General features: G+C 61.1%; 15 protein-coding genes. All 15 read left to right on the forward strand.

The genetic code is table 11. The annotated features are described in order from the left end of the window. The first annotated feature begins 32 nt into the window (after positions 1 to 32). The 15 genes from ACP0KA_RS23860 to fabZ all read left to right on the forward strand — a co-directional run bounded on the left by ACP0KA_RS23860 (position 33) and on the right by fabZ (position 20,692). Complete coding sequence (locus ACP0KA_RS23860; protein ID WP_424631184.1) at positions 33 to 1,301, forward strand: lipoprotein-releasing ABC transporter permease subunit; 1,269 nt, start codon at positions 33 to 35, stop codon at positions 1,299 to 1,301. Positions 1,302 to 1,309: 8 nt separating this feature from the next. Further along, entirely contained in the window at positions 1,310 to 2,008 is a 699-nt protein-coding gene (locus ACP0KA_RS23865; RefSeq protein WP_424631185.1) for an ABC transporter ATP-binding protein, read from the forward strand. A gap of 424 nt (positions 2,009 to 2,432) precedes the next feature. Further along, positions 2,433 to 5,963, forward strand: coding sequence for a DNA polymerase III subunit alpha (gene dnaE / locus ACP0KA_RS23870; RefSeq protein ID WP_424631186.1), 3,531 nt, complete (start codon positions 2,433 to 2,435; stop codon positions 5,961 to 5,963). Between the two features lie 164 nt (positions 5,964 to 6,127). Next, a complete protein-coding gene (locus ACP0KA_RS23875; RefSeq protein WP_424631187.1) occupies positions 6,128 to 8,491 on the forward strand; it encodes a caspase family protein in 2,364 nt (787 codons plus the stop codon). Between the two features lie 207 nt (positions 8,492 to 8,698). Further along, complete coding sequence (locus ACP0KA_RS23880; RefSeq protein WP_424631188.1) at positions 8,699 to 9,691, forward strand: 30S ribosomal protein S2; 993 nt, start codon at positions 8,699 to 8,701, stop codon at positions 9,689 to 9,691. A 129-nt stretch (positions 9,692 to 9,820) separates the two neighbouring features. Further along, positions 9,821 to 10,744 (forward strand): translation elongation factor Ts, encoded by a 924-nt coding sequence (gene tsf, locus ACP0KA_RS23885; RefSeq protein ID WP_424631189.1) that lies wholly within the window; start codon positions 9,821 to 9,823, stop codon positions 10,742 to 10,744. 68 nt (positions 10,745 to 10,812) lie between these two features. After that, positions 10,813 to 11,529 carry a UMP kinase gene (gene pyrH, locus ACP0KA_RS23890; RefSeq protein WP_424631190.1) on the forward strand — a complete coding sequence of 239 codons (717 nt, stop codon included), beginning with the start codon at positions 10,813 to 10,815 and terminating at the stop codon, positions 11,527 to 11,529. A 111-nt stretch (positions 11,530 to 11,640) separates the two neighbouring features. Beyond that, entirely contained in the window at positions 11,641 to 12,204 is a 564-nt protein-coding gene (frr, locus tag ACP0KA_RS23895; protein WP_424631191.1) for a ribosome recycling factor, read from the forward strand. Between the two features lie 11 nt (positions 12,205 to 12,215). After that, positions 12,216 to 12,974: an isoprenyl transferase gene (locus ACP0KA_RS23900; protein ID WP_424631192.1), complete on the forward strand. Its 759-nt coding sequence runs from the start codon at positions 12,216 to 12,218 to the stop codon at positions 12,972 to 12,974. Between the two features lie 23 nt (positions 12,975 to 12,997). Next, entirely contained in the window at positions 12,998 to 13,825 is an 828-nt protein-coding gene (locus tag ACP0KA_RS23905) for a phosphatidate cytidylyltransferase (protein WP_424631193.1), read from the forward strand. Positions 13,826 to 13,829: 4 nt separating this feature from the next. Further along, positions 13,830 to 15,053, forward strand: coding sequence for a 1-deoxy-D-xylulose-5-phosphate reductoisomerase (gene dxr / locus ACP0KA_RS23910; protein ID WP_424631194.1), 1,224 nt, complete (start codon positions 13,830 to 13,832; stop codon positions 15,051 to 15,053). A 41-nt stretch (positions 15,054 to 15,094) separates the two neighbouring features. Further along, a complete protein-coding gene (gene rseP / locus ACP0KA_RS23915; RefSeq protein ID WP_424631700.1) occupies positions 15,095 to 16,264 on the forward strand; it encodes an RIP metalloprotease RseP in 1,170 nt (389 codons plus the stop codon). Between the two features lie 150 nt (positions 16,265 to 16,414). Beyond that, a complete protein-coding gene (bamA, locus tag ACP0KA_RS23920) occupies positions 16,415 to 18,913 on the forward strand; it encodes an outer membrane protein assembly factor BamA (protein ID WP_424631195.1) in 2,499 nt (832 codons plus the stop codon). A 235-nt stretch (positions 18,914 to 19,148) separates the two neighbouring features. Next, entirely contained in the window at positions 19,149 to 20,234 is a 1,086-nt protein-coding gene (gene lpxD, locus ACP0KA_RS23925; protein ID WP_424631196.1) for a UDP-3-O-(3-hydroxymyristoyl)glucosamine N-acyltransferase, read from the forward strand. Then, positions 20,234 to 20,692 carry a 3-hydroxyacyl-ACP dehydratase FabZ gene (fabZ, locus tag ACP0KA_RS23930; RefSeq protein ID WP_424631197.1) on the forward strand — a complete coding sequence of 153 codons (459 nt, stop codon included), beginning with the start codon at positions 20,234 to 20,236 and terminating at the stop codon, positions 20,690 to 20,692. The genes lpxD and fabZ overlap by 1 nt, the downstream gene beginning before the upstream one ends. Positions 20,693 to 20,695: the final 3 nt, after the last annotated feature.

The raw sequence follows: 20,695 nt of genomic DNA on the forward strand, positions 1-20,695 counted from the left end.
ATTCGTGTGAAAATCCGGACCGTGGAACAGACATGAGCGAGCCAGTTCGGACCCGACCTTTTGCGCCCTTCGAGTGGTTGCTCTCGACCCGTTATCTGCGGGCGAGGCGCAAGGAAGGGTTCATTTCAGTCATCGCAGGATTTTCATTTCTCGGCATCATGCTCGGCGTCGCGACGCTGATCATCGTGATGGCCGTGATGAATGGCTTTCGCAAAGAGCTGCTCGACAAGATTCTCGGCCTCAACGGACACTTACTTGTTCAGCCGCTGGAATCGCCGCTGACTGACTGGCGCGACGTCGCCGAGCGGATCGCAGCGGTCGATGGCATCCGGCTTGCGGCGCCGATCGTCGAAGGGCAGGCGCTTGCATCGTCGCCGTTCAATGCCTCCGGTGTTCTGGTGCGCGGCATCAGGTCCGCCGACCTGAACAAGCTCACGTCGATTGCGAAGAACATCAAGCAGGGCACGCTGGAAGGCTTCGATGAAGGGCAGGGGGTTGCCATTGGCCGGCGCCTCGCGGATCAGTTGTCGCTGCGTGCCGGCGATAGCATCACGCTCGTTGCGCCACGGGGCGCGATCACGCCCATGGGCACCACGCCGCGGATCAAGCCCTACAAGGTGGCGGCGGTCTTCGAGATCGGCATGTCCGAATACGACTCGTCGTTTGTCTTCATGCCGTTACCGGAGGCGCAGGCCTACTTTAATCGCGCCAACGACGTGACCTCGATCGAGATATACACCGACAATCCCGACAAGGTGGATACCTACAGGAAAGCCGTGACGGAGGCGGCGCAGCGGCCGATCTTCCTGATCGACTGGCGACAGCGCAACTCGACCTTTTTCAATGCGCTTCAGGTCGAGCGGAACGTGATGTTCCTGATCCTGACCCTGATTGTTCTCGTCGCCGCGCTGAATATCGTCTCCGGCCTCATCATGCTGGTGAAGGACAAGGGCAGCGACATCGCCATCCTGCGGACCATGGGGGCGAGCCAGGGGTCGATCATGCGGGTGTTCCTGATTACGGGCGCCGCCATCGGTGTGGTGGGGACCTTGGTCGGATTCATCCTCGGTCTCGTGATCTGCCTGAACATCGAAAACATCCGGCAGTTCATTTCGTGGTTGACCAACACGGAGCTGTTCTCGCCCGAGCTTTATTTCCTCTCAAAGCTGCCCGCCGAGGTCGACTTTGGAGAAACCGCTGCGGTCGTGATCATGGCGTTGACCCTGTCATTCCTGGCAACGCTCTACCCATCATGGCGGGCGGCTCGTCTCGATCCCATTGAAGCTCTCAGGTACGAGTGAGCACGGGGATGGAGCAAGACGAGAAGGAAGTCCCGGTCGTTTACCTGCATGACGTCCACAGACGCTACAAGCAGGGTGAGGACACGCTGACGATTCTCGATGGCGCAACGTTGGCGCTGTGGGAAGGGCAGTCGGTTGCACTGGTCGCGCCGTCCGGCACCGGAAAGTCGACCCTGCTGCACATCGCCGGTCTGCTCGAGCATGCCGACGAAGGCGAGGTCTATATCGGCGGCGCGGCCACATCGAGCTTGTCCGACAAGGAGCGCACCCAGATCCGCCGCACCGACATCGGTTTCGTTTATCAATCGCACCGGCTGTTGCCGGAGTTCTCCGCGCTTGAGAACGTGATGATGCCGCAGATGATCCGCGGCTTGTCCCGCAAGGAAACGGTGAAGCGCTCGCAGGAGATCTTGTCCTATCTCGGTCTGTCCGAGCGCGTGACCCACCGGCCCGCTGAACTGTCGGGTGGCGAGCAGCAGCGCGTCGCGATCGCGCGCGCCGTTGCCAATGCGCCGCGTGTCTTGTTTGCGGACGAACCCACAGGCAACCTCGATCCGCAGACGGCTGATCACGTGTTTCAAGCGTTGATGCAACTGGTGCGGGCGACAGGGGTGGCGATGCTGATCGCGACCCACAACATGGAGCTGGCGGGGCGCATGGACCGCCGTGTGTCCATTCAGCACGGCAAGGTCATCGAGCTCGACTGAGCGGGGCGAATTTCGAAAATCCGCGATCTTTCAGTCGCTTAGCTCTCGTTTAAGAATTTATTAAGTGAGTCGTCGCGCGGCGTTTCCGGCTTGCTTGACTCCTAGAACAAAAATAGAACAATGTTCCTATTATGTTCTTGGTGGAGTCGATCCATGTTGAAGACATTCGTTGAAGAAGCTGCAGCGCTGGCCTCTGTTGTGCTGTTCGTCGGAATGATCGCGATCTGGGCGCAGGTCATTCCTCAGCTCTAAGGTCCCTGTTCCCGGATGAGGGACTGGGGAAAAGGAAGATGACTTTGCCTGTCAGCGTCATGAGCGTGGACACCTGCAGGTCGAGGTCCCACCATCGGCCCTGCTGAGTCGCTCTGTTCCATCGCCGCCTTAAGGTGAGGGAGCAGGGTCCTTTCCAAGATTGCAGGTTGCCATGTCGAACGTCGCATCACCGAAATTGGCCGGATCGGACGCCGGATTCGTGCATCTGCACGTCCATTCCGCTTATTCGCTGCTGCAGGCTTCGCTCACCGTCCCCAAGCTGGCTGAACTGGCGAAGGCCGATCACCAGCCGGCGCTGGCGTTGACCGACAATGACAACATGTTCGGTTCGCTGGAGTTCTCCGAGAAGCTGGCGGCCTCCGGTATCCAGCCGATCACGGGGTGTTCGCTCGCGGTTGATTTCGGTGACCAGGACCCCAATGCCCGCAATGCATTGGCTCCAGCTCGTATCGTTTTGCTTGCGATGCGCGAGGAAGGCTATCGCAGCCTGATGCGGCTGAACTCCCGGGCGTTTCTTGAAACGCCGGTCAACGAGACCATCCACATCAAGTTCGAATGGCTCGAGGGCGAGAGCGAGCACCTGATCGCACTCACGGGCGGGCCCGATGGTCCGATCGCCCAGGCCATCAACGCCGATCAGTCCGCCCTGGCGGACACAAGATGCGAACGGCTGATCAAGCTGTTCGGCGACCGCCTCTACATCGAGCTGCAACGTCACGGCCTCGACAGCGAACGCAAAAGCGAATCCGCATTGATCGATCTCGCTTATGCCAAGGGTCTGCCCTTGGTGGCGACCAATGCGCCGCACTTCGCCAGCACCGACGATTATGAAGCTCACGATGCCTTGCTCTGCATCGCCGGCGGTAGGCTGGTGTCGGAAACCGATCGCAACCAGCTCACGCCCGACCACAGGTTCAAGTCACGCGCGGAAATGGCCGTGCTGTTTGCGGATCTGCCTGAAGCGTTGGCGTCGACCGTTGAAATTGCTCGACGCTGCGCGTTTCGCCCGCGGACACGCAAGCCGATTTTGCCGCGCTTTACGGTCGGCAGCGACAATGCGGCGGATGCGGAAGCGGCCGAAGGCGCCGAACTGCGCCGTCAGGCCGAGGAGGGATTGAAGCGCAGGCTCACCACCCATGGTCTGTCGCAAGGGATCACCGAGGAAGACTACAGCAAGCGTCTCGCCTTCGAACTCGATGTCATTACCCGAATGAACTACTCGGGTTACTTCCTGATCGTGTCGGACTTCATCAAGTGGGCCAAGGCGCAGGGCATTCCTGTCGGACCGGGCCGCGGCTCCGGTGCAGGCTCGCTGGTGGCCTATGCGCTGACGATCACGGATCTCGATCCGATCCGCTTCGGGCTTCTGTTCGAACGCTTCCTCAATCCTGAACGCGTGTCGATGCCGGACTTCGACATCGATTTCTGTCAGGACCGGCGCATCGAAGTGATCCGCTATGTGCAGGAGCGCTACGGCCGCGACCAGGTCGGGCAGATCATCACGTTCGGTACGCTGCAGGCGCGCGGCGTGCTGCGCGACGTGGGCCGCGTGCTGCAGATGCCTTATGGACAGGTCGATCGGCTGACGAAGCTCGTGCCGCAAAACCCGGCCGCGCCGGTGACGCTCGCGGCCGCCATCGAGAGCGAGCCCAAACTCCAGGCATTCCGTGACGAAGATCCCGTGGTCGCACGCGCATTCGACATTGCGCAGCGCCTCGAAGGATTGACGCGCCACGCCTCGACCCACGCCGCCGGCATCGTGATCGGCGACCGGCCGCTGAGCGAGCTGGTGCCGATGTATCGCGATCCGAAATCGGACATGCCGGTCACCCAGTTCAACATGAAGTGGGTTGAGCCTGCCGGGCTGGTGAAATTCGACTTCCTCGGCCTCAAGACGCTGACGGTGCTCGATGTCGCCGTGAAGCTGCTGAAGCAGCGCAATGTTCACGTCGATCTGGCGACGCTGCCGATCGACGACAAAGACAGCTACGAGATGCTGGCACGCGGCGAAGTGGTCGGCGTGTTCCAGGTGGAAAGCCAGGGCATGCGGCGCGCGCTCATCGACATGCGCCCCGACCGTTTCGAGGACATCATCGCGCTGGTGGCGTTGTATCGCCCGGGCCCGATGGCGAACATCCCGACCTATTGCGCGCGCAAGCATGGCGATGAAGAACCCGAATACCTGCACCCGATTCTGGAGCCGATCCTGAAGGAAACCTTCGGCGTCATCATCTACCAGGAACAGGTGATGCAGATCGCGCAGGTGATGGCCGGCTACTCGCTCGGCGACGCCGACCTGCTGCGCCGGGCGATGGGTAAGAAAATCCGTGCGGAAATGGAAAAGCAGCGCGCGATCTTTGTCGCCGGCTCGGTCAAGAACGGCATCCCCAAAGCGCAGGCGGAGACGATCTTCGAATTGCTCGCGAAGTTCGCCGACTACGGCTTCAACAAGAGCCACGCGGCCGCCTACGCGCTGGTGTCCTATCAGACCGCGTACATGAAGGCGCACTATCCGGTGGAGTTCATCGCGGCGTCGATGACGCTCGATATGAACAACACCGACAAGCTGTCGGAATTCAGGGCAGAGGCGCAACGTCTCGGCAAGAAGGTTGAGCCGCCGTCGATCAACCGCTCCGGTTCGACGTTCGAGGTCAGTGGCGATACCATCTACTACGCACTCGCGGCCCTCAAAGGCGTCGGCAGCCAGGCCGTGGACATGATCGTCGAAGCGCGGCGGGAGGGCATGTTCACGTCACTCGCGGATTTCGCCTCGAAGGTGAATCCGCGCGCCATCAACAAGCGCGTGCTCGAAAGCCTCGCCGCGGCTGGTGCCTTCGACACCCTCGACACCAACAGGGGACGCGTGTTTTCAGGCGCCGACGCAATCCTCGCCGCGTGCCAGCGCAGTCACGAGGCCTCCACGTCCGGGCAGAACGATATGTTCGGCGGCATGGCGGATGCGCCGAGCATCGTGCTGCCGAACATCGAGCCTTGGCTGCCGGCGGACCGGCTGAGGCGCGAATATGATGCGATCGGCTTCTTCCTGTCGGGCCATCCGTTGGATGACTACGAAACCGCACTGAAGCGTCTGCGCGTGCAATCGTGGAGCGAATTCTCACGCGCGGTGAAGAGTGGTGCGACGGCTGGCCGTGTTGCGGCCACCGTTGTGTCGCGCATGGAGCGCCGGACCAAGACCGGCAACAAGATGGGCATCATCGGCCTGTCCGATCCGACCGGGCACTTTGAAGCGGTGCTGTTCTCGGAGGGCCTTGCGCAATATCGCGATGTGCTGGAGCCGGGGTCCGCAGTGCTGATGCAGCTTGGCGCCGAACTGCAGGGCGAAGACGTGCGCGCGCGCATTCTTCATGCAGAGCCGCTCGACGATGCGGCGGCGAAAACCCAAAAGGGGCTTCGCATCTTCGTGCGCGATGACAAGCCGCTCGACTCCATCGCCAAACGGCTTGAGAGCCACCAGACATCGACGGCAGGCAGTTCGAACGGAATTCCGACTGTGAGGTCCGCGCCGCTACAATCCGGCGGCGACGGCGAGGTGACGCTGGTCATGCTGCTCGATCTGCAGACCGAAGTGGAAATGAAGCTGCCGGGCCGGTTCCGCGTTTCGCCGCAGATCGCCGGCGCCTTGAAGGCTGTCACCGGCGTGGTCGACGTTCAAACGCTTTAGCAGCGGCCTTCCGTAATCGCAGGCGGCGAAGTCGCAAACGCTCTCGCGCTTGCGACATTGCGTCGCGACATGAAGCGGTGATCTGTTGCGTCTCTGTTTCGTTCAACCTCTGTTCATGCGAAGAGGAATTCACTTGTCGCACTCGTTTGGACAGGACTCGTGTGATGCGCAGGTTTGCCAGGTTTCTTGGTGTCGCGGCACTTCTTCTCTTTGTTGCCGGTATTTCTGCATCGCACGCACAAGAGCAGCAGCAAGAGAACCGTATCGCGCTGGTGATCGGGAACGGCAACTACGCGAGTTCACCTTTAGCCACCGCTGCAAATGACGCCGGCCTGATCGCGCAGACACTGCAGGCGGCCGGTTTTGATGTCGTCGGCGCGCGCGACCTGGATGGCGAAACGTTGCGCCAGACGTTCCGTGACTTCATCCAGAAGGCGCAATCGTCGGGACCCGGAACCGTCGCGTTCGTCTATCTCGCCGGATATGGCGTGCAGCTTGCGGGCGAGAATTATTTCATGCCCGTTGACGCCAATGCGCAGCGCGATACCGACATTCCGGTCGAAGGCCTGCGCGTCGGCGACTATATGCGCCAGCTCTCGGCATTGCCCTTGAAGGCCACGGTGTTCGTCCTCGATGCTGCGCACGCTCATCCGTTTGCGAAAGAAGGCCAGCCATTGGCAGGTGGCCTTGCGCTGATCGAGCCTGAGCCCAAAAGCCTCGTGGCCTTCAACGCCACGCCCGGAACCGTCGGGCCGAACGAGACCGGATCTTACGGCGCCTATGCACAGGCGCTCGCCGAAATGATCCGCGCCGGCGGCATCGATCTGCCGGAGGTGTTCAACCGCGTGCGTCTGCGCGTGAACGAAGTGACCAAGGGCGCCGAGGTGCCATGGGATGCGCAAAAGCTGGAAGGACAATTCCTGTTCTTCGAACGCGCGTCCGATGCACCGGCGGTTGCTGCGGATCAGGACGCGGCTCAGCGCGCGAAGTCCATAAAGGACATGGACGCGAAGGATGCGTACACCGCAGCGCTCGAACGGGACACGCTCGCTGACTACGAGAGTTTTCTCGCGGCGTATCCGGACGATCCGATGGCGAAGCGGGTGAGGGCGATCGTGGCTGCGCGCCGCGAAGCCATCACGTGGCGGCGAACCTACAAAGCGGACACGTCGCAGGCCTATTGGTCTTATTTGAAGCGTTATCCGCGCGGCCCGCACGCCGCCGATGCACGGCGCCGGCTTGCGATCATTGCGGCTGCGACTGAACCGCCGCCGACCTTTGACGAATATGCCTATGACGTGCCGCCACCGCCGCAGGACGAACTCGCGTACTTCGATCAGCCGGTCCTGATGTTCGGTGATCCGGTCTATGATTTTGCGCCGCCGCCACCGCCCGCCGTGTTTTTCCTGCCGCCGCCGCCGGATGATTTTGTCACCCTCGATCCGCCGCTTGTGGTGGACACCGGCTTCTTCTATCTGCCGCAGCCGGTGTTCGTGCCGATCCCGGTCTATGTGCGTCCGCCGGTCTACGTGAGGCCACCGATCAACCGTTTTCTGTTCCGAAACATCCATAACAGGTCGGTCATCAACGACATCATCAACCGCAGGCCGCCGCCGGGGGCGGGTGGTCCCAATCGTTTCCGGCCGGGGTCGCGCGGGAATGCCGCGACCGCCCTCCAGCGGCCCGCTTTTGCTCCGGGCCTGCCGCCTTCGGCAACGCGCCGGGCCAATCTGTTCCGTCAGGGCCGGGTGACTGCACCGGCGGGGGTGGTACCCGGCCGCGGTCGGCCGAGTGGCCCGGGTCAACCCGCAGCGATCGGCACTCGGCCGGGCCAAGCACTCCCGGGCCAGCCGGGGGCCGCTGGCGCGCGGCCCGGTCAGGTACTCCCAGGGCAGCCTACGCCAAACGCCAATGTGAGGCCTGGTCAGCCATTGCCGGGAGCCAATCGGCGAGGTGCTCCTAGAGCGAATACGCTGCCGGTTCCAGGTGTCGAAGGCACTCCGCCCGCTGCAGGTCAGCCGCCTGCAGCGGCGGGACGTGAGGGGCCTGGAGGTCAGCGTTTCAATCGTGGTGATCGCGCCCCCGGCGCGGGCACGAGCCCCGGTTCCAGACCCGATGTGCAGCAACCGGATCGACGTCGCGGTGGGCCGGACGGCCGGCCTTCGCCCCAGATTCAGGCCCGGCCTCAGATCCAGCGCCCGGCTCCTCAACGCCCTCAGGCCGCCCCGCGTCCCCAGTTCCAGCGTCCGGCGCAAGCAGCAAGACCCCAGGTGGCGCCAAGACCGGTCGCGCCAAGGCCGCAGCCGCAATTCCAGCGTCCTGCGATTCAGCCGCGGCCGCAGATGGCGCCACGGTCTCAAATGGCACCTCGACCGCAGGTGGCACCACGCCCGCAGATGGCGCCCAGACCCCAGATGGCCCCACGGCCCCAGATGGCTCCGCGCCCCCAAATGGCGCCGCGGCCGGCTCCTGCGCGGCCCGTTCCTGCACGTCCGGCTCCGGCGGCGAGAAAGCTGCCGGGGCAGTAGAAAGGGCTGGGCAAACGGGGAACGGAGAGGCTCAAAAGCCGCTGGAATCGCTTGCTTAACAGCGGGCGGATGAGTATAAGCCGCGCATCTCACACGGAAACATGGCTCTCAAAGGCCGTCCGGTGGCAAGCCGGCCGCAAGGCAATTCTGCTTTGAAGGTGCGTCTTGCTCACACGTTTCCGGAGGAACCAACCGGAGAATATCTCTATGGCGCTACCTGAATTTTCCATGCGTCAGCTTTTGGAAGCTGGCGTGCACTTTGGTCACCAGTCTCACCGATGGAATCCGAAAATGGCGGATTACATCTTCGGTGCCCGCAACAACATTCACATCATCGATCTCGCGCAGACCGTGCCGATGCTTCATCGCGCGCTGCAGGCTGTCAGCGATACGGTCTCCAAGGGCGGTCGTATTCTGTTCGTCGGCACCAAGCGCCAGGCTCAGGACGGCGTGGCGGAAGCCGCGAAGCGTTCCGCGCAGTACTTCGTCAACTCGCGCTGGCTCGGCGGCACGCTGACCAACTGGAAGACTGTGTCCGGTTCGATCAAGCGTCTGCGTCAGCTCGACGAGATGCTCAACTCCGGTGAGAGCGCTCAGTACACCAAGAAGGAGCGCCTGACGCTGCAGCGCGAGCGCGACAAGCTCGACCGCTCGCTCGGCGGCATCAAAGACATGGGCGGCTTGCCCGACCTGATCTTCGTTATCGACACCAACAAGGAAGACATCGCGATCCAGGAAGCCCAGCGGCTCAACATCCCGGTCGCGGCTGTCGTCGATACCAACTCCGATCCGAAGGGCATCACCTATGTGATCCCGGGCAACGACGACGCCGGTCGTGCGATTTCGCTGTATTGCGATCTGATTGCCCGCGCAGCCATCGATGGCATCTCGCGCGGTCAGGGCGACGCCGGCATCGACATCGGTGCTCTGTCCAACCCGACGCAGGAAGCGGTGTCTACGAAGTCTGACGGCTTCCAGGGCCTTGCCGGTCCGCGCGGTGTTGCTGACGATCTCAAGAAGCTGACCGGCGTGTCCGGTGCGATCGAGAAGAAGCTGAACGATCTTGGCGTCTTCCACTTCTGGCAGATCGCCGAGCTCGACCACGCGACCGCTCACAAGATCGGCGACGAAGTCGGTCTTCCCGCACGTGTCGATGGCTGGGTCGCCCAGTCCAAGGCACTTACCGCAGAAGCGGAATAAGCGGAAAAGCAATCTCGCGGCCGGTCACCCGGCCGCGATATTTCCAGAGTAGAAAATCCTGCGCGTCGATCCCGGCATGCCAGCACATCGCTGCGCCGCACGGCCCGCACAGGCAAAGGACATCCGACGATGGCAACGATCACAGCAGCAATGGTCAAGGATCTGCGCGAGAAGACCGGCGTAGGCATGATGGATTGCAAGCAGGCTCTCAACGAGAACAACGGCGATATGGAAGCGGCGGTCGATTGGCTGCGCAAAAAGGGTCTTTCGAAGGCCGCCAAGAAGGCTGGCCGCGTTGCTGCAGAAGGTCTGATCGCGGCTGTGGTGTCCGGCACCAAGGGCGTCGTCGTCGAAGTGAACTCCGAGACCGACTTCGTCGCGCGTAACGAGCAGTTCCAGGGCCTCGTCAAGATGATCGGTCAGGTCGCCATCAAGGCCGGCGACGATGTTGAAACCATCAAGGCTGCCAAGGTCGGCGACATCACTGTCGAGCGTGCCATTCAGGACGCGATCGCAACCATCGGCGAGAACATGACGCTGCGTCGCGCGGCTTCGCTGTCCGTCAACGACGGTGTGATCGCCAGCTACGTCCACAACGCGGTCATCGACGGCCTCGGCAAGATGGGCGTGATCGTCGCCCTCGAATCCACCGGTTCGAAGGACGAACTCGCTGCGCTCGGCCGCCAGATCGCGATGCACGTTGCGGCTTCCAACCCGCAGGCTCTCGATGCCGCGAGCCTCGATCCGGAAGTGGTGCGCCGCGAAAAGGACGTTATGGCTGACAAGTACCGTCAGCAGGGCAAGCCGGACGCGATGATCGAGAAGATCGTCGAATCGGGCCTGAAGACCTACTACAAGGAAGTGACCTTGCTGGAGCAGGCATTCATCCACGACAACGCCAAGAGCGTTGGCCAGGCCGTGAAGGACGCTGAAGGTAAAGTTGGCGCGCCTATCAAGCTTGCTGGATTTGTGCGCTATGCTCTCGGCGAGGGAATCGAGAAGCAGGAATCGGACTTCGCTGCTGAAGTCGCGGCCGCTGCCGGGCAGGGCTGACGACACGGCGCATCGGCCGGAACGCTGCTCTGGAATGCGCTCAACTCGAGAGATAGGGCGATCGCATTATGAGTGAACCGGCTTACCGACGCGTCGTTATCAAGCTCTCCGGCGAATATCTCGCCGGAGATCAGGCCTTCGGTATTCATCAGCCGACCATTGACCGCATTGCCGGCGACCTGATCAAAGCGCGCGAGCTTGGCGTTGAAATCGCGGTCGTTGTCGGCGGCGGCAACATCTTTCGCGGTGTCGAAGTCTCGTCCCGCGGCGTGTCGCGGACCACCGGCGACACCATGGGCATGCTCGCCACGGTAATGAATTGTCTGGCGCTGGAGTCTGCATTGGGCCGGAAGGGCCAGTCCGCGCGCGCGCTGTCAGCATTCGTCATGCCGCAGGTCTGCGAGTTGTTTACGCGGGGCGCCGCGCATCGATACCTGGCCGAGGGCCGGATCGTTTTGCTCGCCGGAGGCACCGGCAATCCCTATTTTACCACGGATACGACGGCGGTTTTGCGCGCGGCAGAGATCGGCGCGCAGGCGGTCCTGAAGGCGACCAACGTTGACGGCGTCTATAGCGCGGACCCCAAGAAGGACAAGACCGCGACGCGGTTCGAACGGCTGAGCCATTCGCAGGCCGTCGAAGGCGGCTATAAGGTGATGGATGCGACGGCCTTCGCGCTTGCCCGGGAAACGTCATTGCCTATCATCGTGTTCTCGATTGCCGAGCCAGGATCGATCGGCGCGATCCTGAGCGGGAAGGGCAAGGGAACGATCGTCGCCGGTTGAGACATTACACGATCTCCGAGGCGACCTCGGAAAAGATCGTGAGCGAACAAGAAGATACACGACATAGCTCATCCTTGATCAGCATGTCGGACGAAGAAGGAGCATCATCGCATGACGGCTGGGAATTTTGATCTCAACGATTTGAAGCGTCGCATGGAAGGCGCGGTCGCCTCGTTGAAGCACGAACTGGGCGGATTGCGGACCGGGCGTGCAGCAATTTCGATGCTCGAACCGGTGCAGGTGGACGCGTATGGCAGCCACATGCCGCTGAATCAGGTCGCGACGGTGAGCGTACCTGAACCACGGCTGTTGTCGGTTCAGGTCTGGGACAAGTCGATGGTGAAGGCTGTCGAGACCGCGATCGTCAATTCCAACCTCGGCCTCAGCCCGGCCACGGAAGGACAGGTGATCCGGCTGCGCATCCCTGAACTCAACGAGGAGCGCCGCAAGGAACTGGTGAAGGTCGCGCATAAGTATGCGGAGGCTGCACGCGTTGCGGTTCGTCACGTTCGTCGTGACGGTCTTGATGTCGTCAAGAAGCTCGAAAAGGATCACAAGATCTCCGAGGACGACCAGGAGCGTCATTCGGGTGAGGTCCAGAAGGCGACCGACGCCACCATCGCTGACATCGACAAGCTGCTGGCCACCAAGGAAAAAGAAATTCTCACGGTTTAAGAGCTTCCTCGATGTCCAATGGCGCCATGCCCAACAGCGATGGACCGGCTAGATCCGGCGGGCCGCGGCATGTCGCGATCATCATGGACGGCAATGGCCGATGGGCCGCGGCGCGCGGATTGCCGCGAGCCGAAGGTCATCGGCGCGGGGTTGAAGCCCTGCGGAGGGTCGTGCGCGCCTCCCATGAGCTCGGCATTTCGTACCTGACGATTTTCTCGTTCAGTTCGGAAAACTGGTCACGGCCCGCAAGCGAGATCGGCGATCTGTTCGGCCTGTTGCGGCGCTTCATCCGCAACGATCTGGCCACGTTGCACAGTGATGGTGTGCGCGTGCGGATTATCGGCGAGCGAGCAGGTCTCGAGCCTGACATCTGTTCGCTGCTGAACGAGGCCGAGGATCTCACCCGCAACAACAGCCGACTGACACTTGTTGTCGCGTTCAACTACGGATCGCGGCAGGAGATCGCGAGCGCGGCGCAACGGCTCGCGCGCGAAGTGGCAGAGGGAAAACGTGATCCGTCGACGATCACGGCCGAGGCGTTGGGACAACATCTCGATGCGCCGGACATTCCAGATCCGGATCTGATTATCCGCACCAGCGGCGAACAGCGTCTGTCGAATTTCCTGATGTGGCAGGCTGCCTACAGCGAGCTGGTGTTCGTGCCTATTCATTGGCCGGATTTCGATAAGGCGGCGCTCGAAGGTGCGATCGCCGAATACGCGACACGCGAGCGCCGTTTCGGTGGCTTGGTCGCGAAGACCGGATCGTGAGCGGCGTGACGCCGGACACCCCAATGACACCAGACGTTCCCCGGGGCGCGAGCAATCTGTTCATGCGTGTTGTCGCAGCACTCGTGCTCGCACCGCTGACCATTGCGATCGCCTGGTTAGGGGGCTGGCTCTGGCTTCTGCTGGTGATGGCCGCGGCTGCCTTGCTTTATTTTGAATGGTTGATGATCGTCGGCGCCTCCCGCAACTGGCCGGTTGTCGGGGTCGGAGTGGCTGCGCTGGTGGCAGCCGGTCTGTTACTTGCGCTTGGGAAGCCCGGGTTGATGCTGGCGGCTTTTGCCGTCGGCGTTGTTTTGGTGGCGCTTCTCGCGCAGGAACAGCGTTGGTGGACATCGAGCGGATTTGCTTATGCCGCCGCGGCACTCGTCGCGGCGGTGCTGGTGCGTTTCGATCCCGGCATGGGTTTTGTTGCGCTGATGTTCGTTTTGCTCGTGGTTTGGGTGACTGACATCGGCGGTTACTTTGCCGGTCGTGGCATCGGCGGCCCAAAGCTTTGGCCACGGGTCAGCCCGAAAAAGACCTGGGCCGGAGCCATCGGCGGGCTGGTTTTAAGTCTGATCATTGCTGCGGCGTTTGCGCTTCTCGGCTTTGGCCGAATGTTTCCGCTGCTGATGCTCGGAGCAGTGTTGTCGGTGGTGTCACAGCTTGGCGACCTGTTCGAGTCCGCGATCAAGCGCCGGTTCGGCGTCAAGGATTCGAGTCAGATCATTCCCGGTCACGGCGGATTGCTGGACCGGCTCGACGGTTTCGTTGCGGCGATTGTTTTTGCTGCGTTGATTGGCTTTACGCGTGGCGGGCTCGACGGTGTCGGCCACGGTTTCATGATTTGGTGATGTGATGAATGCAGTTCCCCTCAACAAGAATCAACACGCGCTCACGAAGGATCGTGTTGTCACTATTCTCGGTGCGACAGGCTCCATTGGTCAGAGCACGGTTGATCTGGTGCGCCGTTCGTCGGGCAAGTTTCGTGTTGAGGCGCTGACCGCGCACAGCAACGTCGGCGAACTGGCCAAGCTCGCGCGCGAACTCAACGTCAAGTTCGCAGCCGTCGCCGATGAAAAATGTTACGCCGATCTGAAGGACGCGCTTGCAGGCTCCGGCATCGAGGCGGGGGCAGGCGAGAGCGCGCTCGTCGAAGCAGCACTTCGTCCGGCCAACTGGGTGATGGCCGCGATGAGCGGGGCCGCCGGGCTGAAGCCGGCCATGGCCGCTGCCGGCCGTGGTGTGGTGGTGGCGCTGGCCAACAAGGAATGCCTTGTCTGCGCCGGCGAAGTTTTTATGCGTCACGCCGCGGCCAATGGCGCGACGGTTCTGCCGGTCGATTCCGAGCACAATGCATTATTTCAGGCCATGGGTGCCGGTCGTCGTGAAGATCTCGTGCGAGTCATTCTGACCGCATCGGGAGGGCCGTTCCGTTCGGCGACGCTGGCGCAGATCGAAAACGCGACTGTCGAACAGGCACTCAAGCATCCGAACTGGAGCATGGGGCGGAAAATCACCATCGACTCCGCCACCATGTTCAACAAGGCGCTCGAAATCATCGAAGCGTACCATCTGTTCGAGTTGCGGGCTGACCAGATCGACGTGCTGGTGCATCCGCAATCGATCATCCACGGGCTGGTCGAGTTCTCCGATCGTTCGGTGGTCGCACAGATGGGAGCCCCCGACATGCGCACGCCGATCGCGCACTGTCTGGCGTGGCCGGAACGGATTGATGGTCCGGCCAACCGGCTCGACCTTGCGCAAATCGGCCAATTGACCTTCGAAGCGCCGGATCCGGTCCGTTTCCCGGCGCTTCGCCTTGTGCAGGAAGCGTTGGTCGCGGGCGGTGCTGTCCCGACCATCCTGAATGCCGCAAACGAGGTGGCAGTGGCTGCCTTCCTGGACCGCAAAATCGGTTTCGGCGGTATTCCGCTGTTGGTCGAGGCGACGATGAGCGCCATGGCTCGCCAAGGCAACAACAAGGCCCCGGCCAGTGCGGACGAAGCACTCAATATTGACTATAATGCTCGAAATGTAGCGGCGACTCTTGCGCCTCAATTAGCCTTAAAGGCATCGTAGACGATTGGGGACCGCGTTTAGATTGGCCGGTGAGGGATACAATTGTGGACTTTTTACTCCATAGTTTCAGTACGTTAAGTCATGGCCTGATCGGCTACATCGTCCCATTTTTGTTCGTTCTGACCATCGTCGTCTTCTTCCACGAACTCGGGCATTTCCTCGTCGCGCGTTGGGCCGGCGTGCGGGTGTTAACGTTCTCACTCGGGTTCGGGCCGGAACTCGTCGGGTTCAACGATCGCCACGGCACCCGTTGGCGGATCTCCGCGATTCCGCTTGGTGGGTACGTCAAGTTTTTCGGCGACGACTCCGAGGCGAGCACGCCGTCCTCCGACGCGCTGACGAAGATGACCGACGAGGAACGCAGCGTCAGCTTCCATGGCAAGAAGGTCGGTCCGCGCGCGGCGATTGTAGCTGCCGGGCCGATCGCGAATTTCCTTTTGGCCATTGTTATTTTTGCGACGCTGTTCACGTTCTTCGGCAAGCCGAACCAGAGTGCGCGTGTCGACACCGTTCAAGAGAACAGCGCGGCGGCGACCGCCGGCTTCAAATCCGGCGACGTCGTGACGGCGATTGACGGTAACGCCATCGAGAACTTCACCGACATGCAGCGGATCGTGAGCTCCTCCGCGGGAGTTCCCATGACCTTCACGGTCAAGCGCGCCAATGGTGCGGTGACCCTGCACGCGACGCCGGAACTGCGAGAGGTCACGGACAATTTTGGCAATAAGCACCGGATGGGGGTCCTCGGCATCACCCGAGCGACATCGCCTGAGGATGCCGCGGCCGTTCAGCGTGTCGATCCCGCCACCGCAGTCTGGCTGGGGGTCAAGGAAACCTGGTTCGTGGTGGACCAGACCCTGTCATATATCGGCAAGGTTCTGGTGGGACGCGCCAGCACCGATCAGATCGGCGGCCCGGTGCGAATCGCTCAGATCTCGGGACAGGTCGCGACCCTTGGCCTGGCGCCTCTCATCCACCTTGCAGCGGTGCTTTCCGTCTCTATCGGCTTGTTGAACCTGTTTCCCGTGCCGCTTTTGGATGGTGGACACCTTTTGTTCTATGCGGTCGAGGCGCTGAAAGGCACCCCAATGTCCGACCGTTCGCAGGAATTCGGCTTCAGGATTGGGCTGGCGCTGATTCTGATGTTGGTAGTCTTTACGTTTTACAATGATGTGCACCAGGTTCCGTGGTTAAAGAGCCTGCTTGGATAAACGTGGCCGATCAGCAACGTCTTGTTGGGAAATTGGAATTGCGCTGCGAAAGGACGTTTGCCCGCTGGTTAAAATTAGCTACAAGCAGGCAACAAGTGGGAATCTCCCGACTGGAATCAGTCGGCAAGGAATGACAAGGGCGCCTGGCGCATGATGTTTGGATTGCGAGTGCTACGGGGTGGCTTGGCCGCCGCCCTCATCATGTGTGCGTTGCCAATTGCGGCAGTGACGACAGTGTCGTTTGTGTCGTCCCCAGCGTCTGCTCAGACCGTTTCATCCATCGGTGTTGAGGGGAATCGGCGTATTGAGGCCGATACCATCCGCTCGTATTTCAAGCCCGGCCCTAACGGTCGCCTCGACAGCGTTCGAATCGACGACGGGCTGAAGGCCCTGATCGAGACCGGCCTGTTCCAGGACGTGAAGATCAACCAGGCCGGTGGACGTCTGGTGGTTGTGGTCGTCGAAAACCCGGTGATCAACCGCGTCGCCTTCGAAGGTAACAAGAAGGTCAAGGACGAGCAGCTCCAGGCTGAAGTTCAGTCCAAGGCCCGTGGAACGCTGTCGCGCGCGATGGTTCAGTCGGATACCCAGCGTATCTCCGAAATCTATCGCCGGAACGGGCGTTATGACGTTCGTGTCGAGCCAAAAATCATCGATCAGCCCAACAACCGCGTCGACTTGGTGTTTGAAATCACCGAAGGCCCGAAGACCGGCGTCAAGGTCATCGAATTCATTGGAAATCAGGCTTATTCGTCCTACCGCTTGAAGGACGTGATCAAGACCCGTGAATCCAATTTCCTGAGCTTCCTCGGCGGCAACGACGTCTATGATCCGGACCGGATCGAGGCGGATCGTGACGTTCTGCGTCGTTTCTACCTGAAGAACGGCTATGCCGACGTTCAGATCGTCGCCGCACTGACTGAATATGACCCAGCGCGTAAGGGCTTCATCGTCAGCTTCAAGATCGAGGAAGGCCAGCAGTACCGCGTGGGTTCGGTGGATTTCCAATCCTCCATTCCAAACCTGGATGGCAACTCATTCCGCAGCCTGTCGCGTGTCAGCGTCGGATCAATCTACAACGCCGAGGCGGTTGAGAAGTCCGTTGAAGAAATGACGATCGAGGCTTCGCGTCGCGGCTATGCGTTCGCGACGGTGAAGCCACGTGGCGATCGCAACTTCGAGGCGCACACCGTCTCGATCGTCTTCGCCGTGGAAGAGGGACCGCGCACTTACATCGAGCGCATCAACGTGCGCGGCAACACTCGTACCCGCGACTACGTGATTCGCCGCGAGTTCGACATTTCGGAAGGCGATGCCTACAACCGCGCGCTGGTTGACCGTGCCGAACGCCGCCTCAAGAATCTCGACTACTTCAAGACCGTGAAGATCGGGACAGAACCGGGCTCTTCGAACGACCGCGTTGTTCTCAATGTGGACGTTGAAGAAAAGTCGACCGGTGACTTCTCAGTGTCGGGCGGTTACTCGACTGCGGACGGTCTCCTGGGTGAAGTCAGCGTGTCCGAGCGCAACCTGTTGGGACGCGGCCTGTTTGCGAAGGCGTCGGTTCAGTACGGCCAGCGTACGCAGGGTTACGCGCTGTCATTCGTCGAACCGTATCTGCTGGGCTATCGCGTGGCTCTGGGTCTCGACCTGTATCAACGCAAGCAGCTTGCCTCGAGCTACGTTTCCTATGACTCTTCGACGTTGGGCTTCAGTCCGCGCCTCGGCTTCCAGCTGCGTGAAGACCTGAACTTGCAGCTGCGTTATTCGATCTCGCAGCAGAAGATCACGCTGCCGTCTTATCTGACGAATTGTAACAACAATCCGGCAAACCCAAACCTGCCGTTTTTCCCGACACCGGCTAATATCATCCAGAATGGTACTCCGGCTGGGGACGGTTCCTTCAATTTGGGTGGATTTAACAGCGTAAGCAACAACTGCTTCAGCGACGGCGAAGCCTCGCTTGCAGTTCGTAAGGAGCTGCAGAGCGGCGCCGCTCTGACCTCGGCGGTTGGCTATTCGCTCGCCTACAACACCCTCGACAACAACAAGGATCCAACCACCGGTATCCTCGCCAGCCTGAACCAGGACTTCGCGGGCGTTGGTGGTGATGTGAGCTACCTCAAGACCACCGCTGACATTAAGGCCTATACGCCGATCGTCGCTGATATCATCGGCTTGCTGCACTTGCAGGGCGGTATTCTGAACCAGACCGGCAAGGACATCCGCATGCTGGATCACTTCCAGATGGGTCCGAACCTCGTTCGCGGTTTTGCTCCGCTCGGCATCGGTCCGCGCGATATTACGCCAGGTACCTATAATGACGCACTGGGTGGCACGAAGTACTGGGGCGCATCGGTCGAAATGCAGATGCCGTTCTGGTTCCTGCCGAAGGAAATTGGCTTGAAGGGCGCTGTCTTCGCCGATGCCGGTTCGCTGTTCGACTATAAGGGGTCGACCTGCTGGGCCGCGACCGCTGAATGTCTGACGGTCGGCGCGGATGATGGCTTGGTTCGTACATCGGTTGGTGTCGGCTTGATCTGGCAGTCGCCGTTCGGACCGCTGCGCTTCGACTACGCGATCCCGGTTACGAAGAGCAAATACGACCAGGTTCAGGAATTCCGGTTCGGCGGCGGAACCTCGTTCTAAGCCGGCGGATGGAGTTGAAAGCGAAGCGGGTACTGGCTCAGCCGGTACCCGCTTTGTTGTTGTATAATCAGGTTTTTTGCCCAACTAGGCTCGTCTTGGGGGCGGAAAAGCCTTACACCGAAGACACAAGCCTTGCTGATGTGACAGGCTCAAATCAGCGGGACTTGGCATTTTCCGTCTGCGAGTCGAGGATCACGTCGCGGGAAAGTGGTTTTCCCTCATCGCGGCGGGTGAAATGACGCAGCCGACGTTCTTTAAACGCCCTCAGCCCACAACGCTGGCGGATTTAGCAACGCTGACCGGAGCACAGCTGGCCGACCCTTCGTTCGGAGGGCGTGTGGTCCTTGGAACAGCTGCGCTCGACCGGGCAGGGCCAATCCATCTGACGTTCTGCGAGCAGAAGAAATACGCCGACCAGTTGGGGCGAACCCATGCGGGCGCCTGTCTGGTGAATGAGCTGTTGGAAGCCTCCGTGCCGTCCCATGTGGCCGTCCTGCGGGTTGCCAACCCGTACCGCGCGTTTATCGCGGTGATGCGGCAGCTTTATCCGGATACGCTGCGGCCGGCCTCTTCGTTCGATAACAGCCAAATAGCTCCCTCGGCCGTGGTCCACCCCACCGCCTGGCTTGAAGAGGATGTGGTGGTCGATCCGCTCGCGGTCATTGGACCGGACGTCGAAATCGGTTCGGGAACGGTGATCGGGGCCGGTGCCGTGATCGGAGCAGGCGTCCGCATCGGCCGCGATTGCAGCATCGGGGTGTCCTCAACGGTCCTTTGTGCGCTGATTGGCAACGAGGTCATCATTCACCCGGGCTGCCGGATCGGGCAGGACGGGTTTGGCTATATGCCCGGAGCCAAGGGGCACGTTAAAATCCCGCAGACCGGACGGGTGATCATCCAGAACGCCGTCGAGATCGGCGCCAGCTCGACGATCGATCGCGGTGCCTTGAACGATACGGTAATCGGGGAAGGTAGTAAGATCGACAATCTGGTTCAGATCGGCCACAACGTGATCATTGGGCGGAATTGCATCGTCGTCAGCCAGAGCGGCATCGCGGGCAGTTCCATCCTTGGCGACGGTGTCGTTCTCGGCGCGCGCATCGGAGTGAGCGACCACGCAACAATTGGCGAAGGTGCGCAGATTGCTGCGCGCAGCAGTGTCGTCGGTGAGGTGCCCGCCGGAGCGAAGTGGGGCGGGTCGCCGGCCAAGCCGATCAAACAATTCTTTCGCGAATTGTTCGAGGTCGAACGCCTGGGCCGGGAAGGAAGTCAGAAAACGAAATCGAAGCCGTCCGCTGCGGGCGACAAGGGGCAGACATAATGGAAGCGCAGGCGCCGATCACCATCGAAGCGGTAGACATCGCAACGATTCTCAAGACGTTGCCGCATCGTTATCCGTTTTTGCTCATTGATCGGGTGATCGATGTTCGCAGCGATTTCAGCGGCATCGGCATCAAAAACGTCACGATCAACGAGCCGCAGCTCGCCGGTCATTTTCCGAATCGTCCGATCTATCCGGGCGTCTTGATGATTGAGGGCATGGCGCAAACGGCCGGCGTTATTGGAATGCTGTCCACCGAGACGGATCGGCCGACGGCCGTGTATTTTCTGACCGTCGACAAGTGCAAATTCCGCAAGCCCGCAGGGCCTGGCGACGTCATCCACTATCACATGAACCTCATCACGCGCCGCAAGGAGATGTGGTGGTTTCATGGAGAGGCGCGCGTGAACGGCAAAGTCGTCGCTGAAGCCGATGTCGGCGCCATGCTGGCGGATTAAGCA

This window comes from Bradyrhizobium sp. SYSU BS000235 (assembly GCF_049747295.1).
Lineage (GTDB): Bacteria > Pseudomonadota > Alphaproteobacteria > Rhizobiales > Xanthobacteraceae > Afipia.